The following is a 5,283-nucleotide window of genomic DNA, read 5'->3' on the forward strand; positions in this document are numbered from 1 at the left end:
CAGCCGCTGCCGCCGCCGCGAACGCCGGCGCGCGCCCGCCGGCCAACGCGCCCCGCCCGCCGTCCTCGGGCGGCCAGCCCTCGTCGTCCGGCTGGACCATGCCCATCCGCAGCTACGGCTCCTACCAGTCGTACGGGATGCGCCTGCACCCGATCCTCGGCTACTGGCGCCTGCACGCGGGCGACGACTTCGGCGCCGGCTGCGGCACCCCCATCTACGCGACGGCGGCCGGCACGGTGCAGTTCGCGGGCGGGTCCAGCGGCTTCGGCAACGCCATCACCCTGAACCACGGCGGCGGCGTCACGAGCGTCTACGGTCACATGTACTCGTACGGCGTCATGGTCCGCACGGGCCAGACCGTTCAGGCGGGCCAGCAGATCGGCGCGGTCGGCAGCGCCGGGCTCAGCACCGGCTGCCACCTGCACTTCGAGATCCGGCAGGGCGGCGTCGCCACCTCGCCCATGCCGTTCCTCCGCAATCGCGGCGTCTGACCCTCCGAGTACGCTGAGCGCGTCGATGACCGGGGGGTGCGACGCATGACGGGACGCATCAGGCGGTTCGCGCAAGCCGTGGCCCGGCCGGCGATCTTCGCGCAGTACGTCGCCCTGCGCACCGGCCTCCAGGGCACGGTCTTCCCGCGCGACGCGGCGTCCGGCGTCGTGCCGGGCGACGACCCGCACCGCGTGCTCGTCATCGGCGAGGCCACGGCCGTCGGGATGGGCGTCCTCTCGCACGAGCTCGGCATGGCCGGCCACTTCTCCCGCCAGCTTGCCCGACGCACCGGCCGCGGCGTCGAGTGGACCACGCGTCCGTTCTCCGACCTCACGATCCACACGGCCGCGGGCACCGTCCGGGACCGGGCGCTCCTCGAGGGCGTCGACGTGGTGCTCCTCATGGTGGGCGTCGGCGACAGCATCCGCCTGACGCCGCAGCGCGCCTGGCGGAGGCTGCTCTGCGCGGCCATCACCGACCTGGCGGAGGGGCTGCCGGAGGGCGCGCGCGTGCTCATCCCCGAGGTCCCGCCGCTGAACGAGAGCGTCGGGATCCCCGCGGCCTGGCGCGCGGTCGCCGCCCGGCACGCGCGGCTGCTCAACCGCGTCACGGCCGAGATCGTCGCGTCCCGCGCGGCCGTCGTCGCCGTCCCGTTCCCCGGCGAGAGCGTCATGGACCTGGGCGATCCGGATGCGGCCCAGGCGTCCCGCGTCTACGCGTCGTGGTCCCGCGCGTTCGTCCAGCGGATGCTCGGGCCGTCCCGAACTGCCGAGTAGTGACCTGCGGTTGAACGTTCCCTGTGCATTCCTCGGGTGCCGGATTCCCCGTGGGGGCCCGGCGTAGCGTCGGAGACGTGCCCGCGCCGGTGTCCACACCGGAGCCCGGGCTCCCGGATCGCACGAGGATCCGACCCCACGCACCGAATCCGAACGAGGAGAAGCAATGCCCAGAGTGATCGAGACCGTCGACGTCAACGTCCCCGTCAGCACCGCCTACAACCAGTGGACCCAGTTCGAGTCGTTCCCGAACTTCCTCAGCTATGTGGAGTCGATCACGCAGGTCACCGACACGCTCACCGAGTGGAAGGTGAAGATCGGCGGCATCGAGCGCACCTTCGAGGCCAACATCACCGAGCAGCACCCCGACGAGCGCGTCGCCTGGAACTCCACGGGCGGCGACGAGGACCATGCCGGCGTCGTCACGTTCCACAAGCTCAGCGACACCGAGACCCGCGTCACCGTCCAGCTCGACTGGGAGGCGAAGGGCCTCGTGGAGAAGGTCGGCGCCGCGATCGGCGTGGACGACCACGTCATCAAGGCGGACCTCAAGAACTTCAAGGAGTTCATCGAGAAGCGCGGCACCGAGGACGGCGCCTGGCGCGGCGACGTCCAGGCCTGATCATGGACACCTCCGAGATCGTCTGGAACCAGGAGGCGCGCGACAAGATCCTCACGGACAGCGACCGCGTGCTCCAGGAGGCCGTGCTCACCGCGGCGAAGGAGCTCGAGGGCCAGGACTGGGAGACCGTGTATCAGCGCCTGTTCGAGCAGCTCAAGGGCCGGTTCATCGACTTCGAGCCCGGGCCGGACCTCCGCAAGTACGCCGAGGCCGTCTCCCGCGGGGAGATCCAGGGATAGCACGCGCGCACGACGGGCGGATCCGGGACGCGAGAGCGGCCCGACCCGCCCGTCGCCCTGTGTTGACGCAGCACGGTGGCGCGCGTCGGACTGGCACTGTGCGGGGGACGAGGCGACCAGCGTCTCGCAGATCGACAGGACTACCAGACCATGCGTGGACGCACCCTCATCCGCTCCCTCGCCGCAGCCGCCGTCTTCGCCGCGGCTCTCGCCGCAGGTGGCGCGACGGCAGCTTCGGCCGCCACCCCGTCCGGCGGCATCCCGACCGGCGCGACGGCCACGTCGTCGGTGGCCGCCTCGGCCCTCACCGACACGAACACGGGGAGCGAGCACATCTTCTTCGCGTTCGGGTACGGGGTGTACGCCGTGCTCGCCCCGAGTGAGCAGACGCACATCCTGAAGACCGTCGACGACCATGCGGACGATGCGGTGGCGGCCGTGTGCGCGAAGCGCGGCGACCTGTGCGCGTTCGGCACGGGCGCCGTGGCAAGCCTGGTCGCGACCATGACGAGCCCGCAGGGAACCCATGCGGTGCCCTGCCTCGCCACCGAGGACTACCGGCTGGTCCTCAAGGGCCCGGGCGCGTCGAAGTGCGTCGCCCACACCGAGAGCTGAGCGACCCTCCGCGACGGTGCCGGATCACGTCGCGTCGGCACCACCGGGAGAGCCCGGCATCCGCGAGGGTGCCGGGCCCCGTCCACGCCCCGGTTCCCTCACCTGCTGGATGCGCTGGAGCCGCGCTGCGGCGGCGCGGGGACCACACGGCCGGCACGATGAGCGCGACGGACGACGGACGGATGGACGCGGGGCAGCCGCGGGAAGCGTATGGTGCCGAGGCCGCGTCGCCGTACGGGCCCCCGGCGTGCTCCCGCCGCCCGGGTAGGGGATGCTCCTCCTGCCGCACGCGCTGCGGCCGCTGCCTCCGCACATCGACCCGGCCTGGCGGCTCGCCCGGTCGGACGGCGCGCGGCCGGGCGGATCCTCGACCAGGTCGTCTTCGGCATCGTCGGCGGCGTCTCCGCGGCGTCCTCCATCATCCCGCTGCAGGGCATGGCCCAGCAGCGGACCGACGACGTCGTGCTCGCGCGCCGCACGGGGATCGTCGCCTCCTTCGGAGGCGGGTCACCTGACGCGCAGGTCGCGACGCGCCCGGACACGCCCGGGGAGCCGACAGCCTGACCAGGCCCTGGGAGAAGGACCGGCGGAGGAATGCCGCTCCGGGCCCATCGGGTTGCCCCAGCGCGGTCCGCTCGGGCCGCTGGCCGTGCCCGACCTCCCCGACGCGATCCGTCGCGGCGTGCGCAGGCCACCCGCGAGACGAAGGACCCACCACGTGAAGCTGTTCTCCCCCGTCGCCCTCGGCGCCCTCGAGCTCCCCAACCGCGTCGCCATGGCGCCCCTGACCCGCATGCGCTCCGACGAGCACGGCGTGCCCGGCGACCTCGTCGTCGAGTACTACCGCCAGCGCGCGTCCACCGGCCTCATCGTCTCCGAGGGCGTGTTCACCAGCGAGCGCAGCAAGGCGTACCCGGGCCAGCCCGGCATCGTGACGGACGAGCAGATCGCCGGATGGCGCCGGGTCACCGACGCCGTGCACGAGGCCGGCGGCCGCATCGTCATGCAGCTCATGCACGGCGGCCGCGTCTCGCACGAGGAGATCACGGGCGGCCTGCCGCTGCTCGCGCCGAGCGCCATCGCGATCCAGGGCGAGGTGCACACGCCCACCGGCAAGGCGCCGTACCCCGTGCCGAGCGAGCCCGAGACCGACGAGGTCCCGCTCATCGTCGACGAGCTGACGGTCGCCGCGCGCAACGCGGTCGACGCCGGGTTCGACGGCGTGGAGATCCACTCGGCCAACGGCTACTTGCTGCACGAGTTCCTCTCGCCCGTCTCGAACGTGCGCACGGACGCGTACGGCGGATCGCCCGAGAACCGCGCGAAGCTCGGCATCGACGTCGCGCACGCGGTCTCCCGCGAGATCGGCGCCGAGCGCGTCGGCATCCGCATCTCGCCGTCGCACAACATCCAGGACGTGCTCGAGGAGGACCCCGCCGAGACGCGCGCCACTTACGAGGCGCTGCTCTCGGGCATCGCGCCGCTCGGCCTCGCGTACGTGAGCATCCTGCACGCGGAGCCCGCGGGCGAGCTCGTGCAGGGCCTCCGGAAGACATTCGGCGGGCCGCTCATGATCAACAGCGGCTTCGGCGTGCAGACCGAGCGCGACGAGGCGATCCAGCTGGTCGAGGAGGGCACGGCCGACGTCGTGGCCGTCGGCCGCATGGTGATCGCCAACCCCGACCTCGTCGAGCGCTGGGAGTCCGGCGCGTCCACGAACGAGCCGAACCCGGCCACGTTCTACGGCCCCGGCGCCGAGGGCTACACCGACTACCCGGCGCTCGCGAGCTGATCCGCGCCGCCTGACCGGCTCTGGCCGGCACCACCCGGGGCCGGGCTCACTCCGACGGAGCGAGCCCGGCCTCGTGCACGAGCACGGCGACCTGCACGCGGCCCTCGACGCCGAGCTTGTCGAGCACGTGCCCCACGTGGGTCTTCACGGTCGCGACGCCGAGGAAGAGGTCGGCGGCGATTCGGGCGTTCGACCACCCGCGCGCGATGGCGAGCGCCACCTCCTGCTCGCGCTCCGTCAGGGTCATGAAGCGCTCCCGCTCAGCCGTGCGGTCGGCGCGGTCGCGCTGCGCCGCCACGCCGATCACGGTGTCGAGCACCGACGGCGAGAGGATCGACCGGCCCGCAGCCACCTGCCGCACCGCCTGCACGAGGTCGACCGGCGGCGTGTCCTTGAGCAGGAATCCGCGCGCGCCCGCACGGAGCGCCCCGAGCACCAGCTCGTCGGCGTCGAAGGTCGTGAGGACGATGACCGGCAGGTCGCGGCGCCGGGCGACCTCGCGAGCGGTCGCGGTGATCCCGTCGCAGACCGGCATGCGGATGTCCATGAGCACGACGTCGGGCGCCGTGCGCGCGATGACGGCGCCGGCCGCGAGCCCGTCGGCCGCCTCGCCCACGACCTCGAGACCGTGCCCGCCGCCCAGCAGCATCGCGAGGCCCGCGCGGACGAGCGCATCGTCGTCGACGATGACGAGGCGGATCGGCGGGCCGCCCGCGGGCACGACGCCCGCGAGGCCGGCGCCGCCCG

At 73.2% G+C, this 5,283-nt stretch carries 8 protein-coding genes; 7 read left to right on the forward strand and 1 reads right to left on the reverse strand.

The annotated features are described in order from the left end of the window. The 7 genes from HDR73_RS12280 to HDR73_RS12310 form a co-directional block, all read left to right on the forward strand. Positions 1-491 (forward strand): M23 family metallopeptidase (locus tag HDR73_RS12280; RefSeq protein ID WP_287136453.1); only part of this gene is annotated, 491 nt, incomplete at its 5' end. Positions 492-536: 45 nt separating this feature from the next. After that, positions 537-1,268: an SGNH/GDSL hydrolase family protein gene (locus HDR73_RS12285; protein WP_041464326.1), complete on the forward strand. Its 732-nt coding sequence runs from the start codon at positions 537-539 to the stop codon at positions 1,266-1,268. 166 nt (positions 1,269-1,434) lie between these two features. Continuing rightward, complete coding sequence (locus HDR73_RS12290; RefSeq protein ID WP_012297942.1) at positions 1,435-1,890, forward strand: SRPBCC family protein; 456 nt, start codon at positions 1,435-1,437, stop codon at positions 1,888-1,890. A 2-nt stretch (positions 1,891-1,892) separates the two neighbouring features. Beyond that, the gene (locus HDR73_RS12295; RefSeq protein ID WP_012297943.1) at positions 1,893-2,129 is read left to right on the forward strand and encodes a hypothetical protein; all 237 of its coding nucleotides are present in this window, start codon (positions 1,893-1,895) and stop codon (positions 2,127-2,129) included. 150 nt (positions 2,130-2,279) lie between these two features. After that, complete coding sequence (locus HDR73_RS12300) at positions 2,280-2,744, forward strand: hypothetical protein (protein WP_041464327.1); 465 nt, start codon at positions 2,280-2,282, stop codon at positions 2,742-2,744. Positions 2,745-3,179: 435 nt separating this feature from the next. Then, the gene (locus HDR73_RS12305) at positions 3,180-3,308 is read left to right on the forward strand and encodes a hypothetical protein (protein ID WP_256890490.1); all 129 of its coding nucleotides are present in this window, start codon (positions 3,180-3,182) and stop codon (positions 3,306-3,308) included. Between the two features lie 154 nt (positions 3,309-3,462). Next, on the forward strand, positions 3,463-4,536 hold the full coding sequence (locus HDR73_RS12310) for an alkene reductase (RefSeq protein WP_041464328.1): 1,074 nt from the start codon (positions 3,463-3,465) through the stop codon (positions 4,534-4,536). Between the two features lie 46 nt (positions 4,537-4,582). Here the strand turns inward: HDR73_RS12310 and HDR73_RS12315 are convergent. After that, the coding region (locus HDR73_RS12315; protein ID WP_287136454.1) for a response regulator at positions 4,583-5,283 on the reverse strand (701 nt) is incomplete at its 5' end.

Origin of the sequence: Clavibacter sp. (assembly GCF_014802555.1) — a bacterium.
Taxonomy (GTDB): Bacteria; Actinomycetota; Actinomycetes; order Actinomycetales; family Microbacteriaceae; genus Clavibacter; species Clavibacter sepedonicus.

Coding starts and splice junctions, on each gene's coding strand:
- HDR73_RS12285 (WP_041464326.1), top strand. CDS start 537: ATGACGGGACGCATCAGGCGGTTCGCGCAAGCCGTGGCCCGGCCGGCG.
- HDR73_RS12290 (WP_012297942.1), top strand. CDS start 1,435: ATGCCCAGAGTGATCGAGACCGTCGACGTCAACGTCCCCGTCAGCACC.
- HDR73_RS12295 (WP_012297943.1), top strand. CDS start 1,893: ATGGACACCTCCGAGATCGTCTGGAACCAGGAGGCGCGCGACAAGATC.
- HDR73_RS12300 (WP_041464327.1), top strand. CDS start 2,280: ATGCGTGGACGCACCCTCATCCGCTCCCTCGCCGCAGCCGCCGTCTTC.
- HDR73_RS12305 (WP_256890490.1), top strand. CDS start 3,180: ATGGCCCAGCAGCGGACCGACGACGTCGTGCTCGCGCGCCGCACGGGG.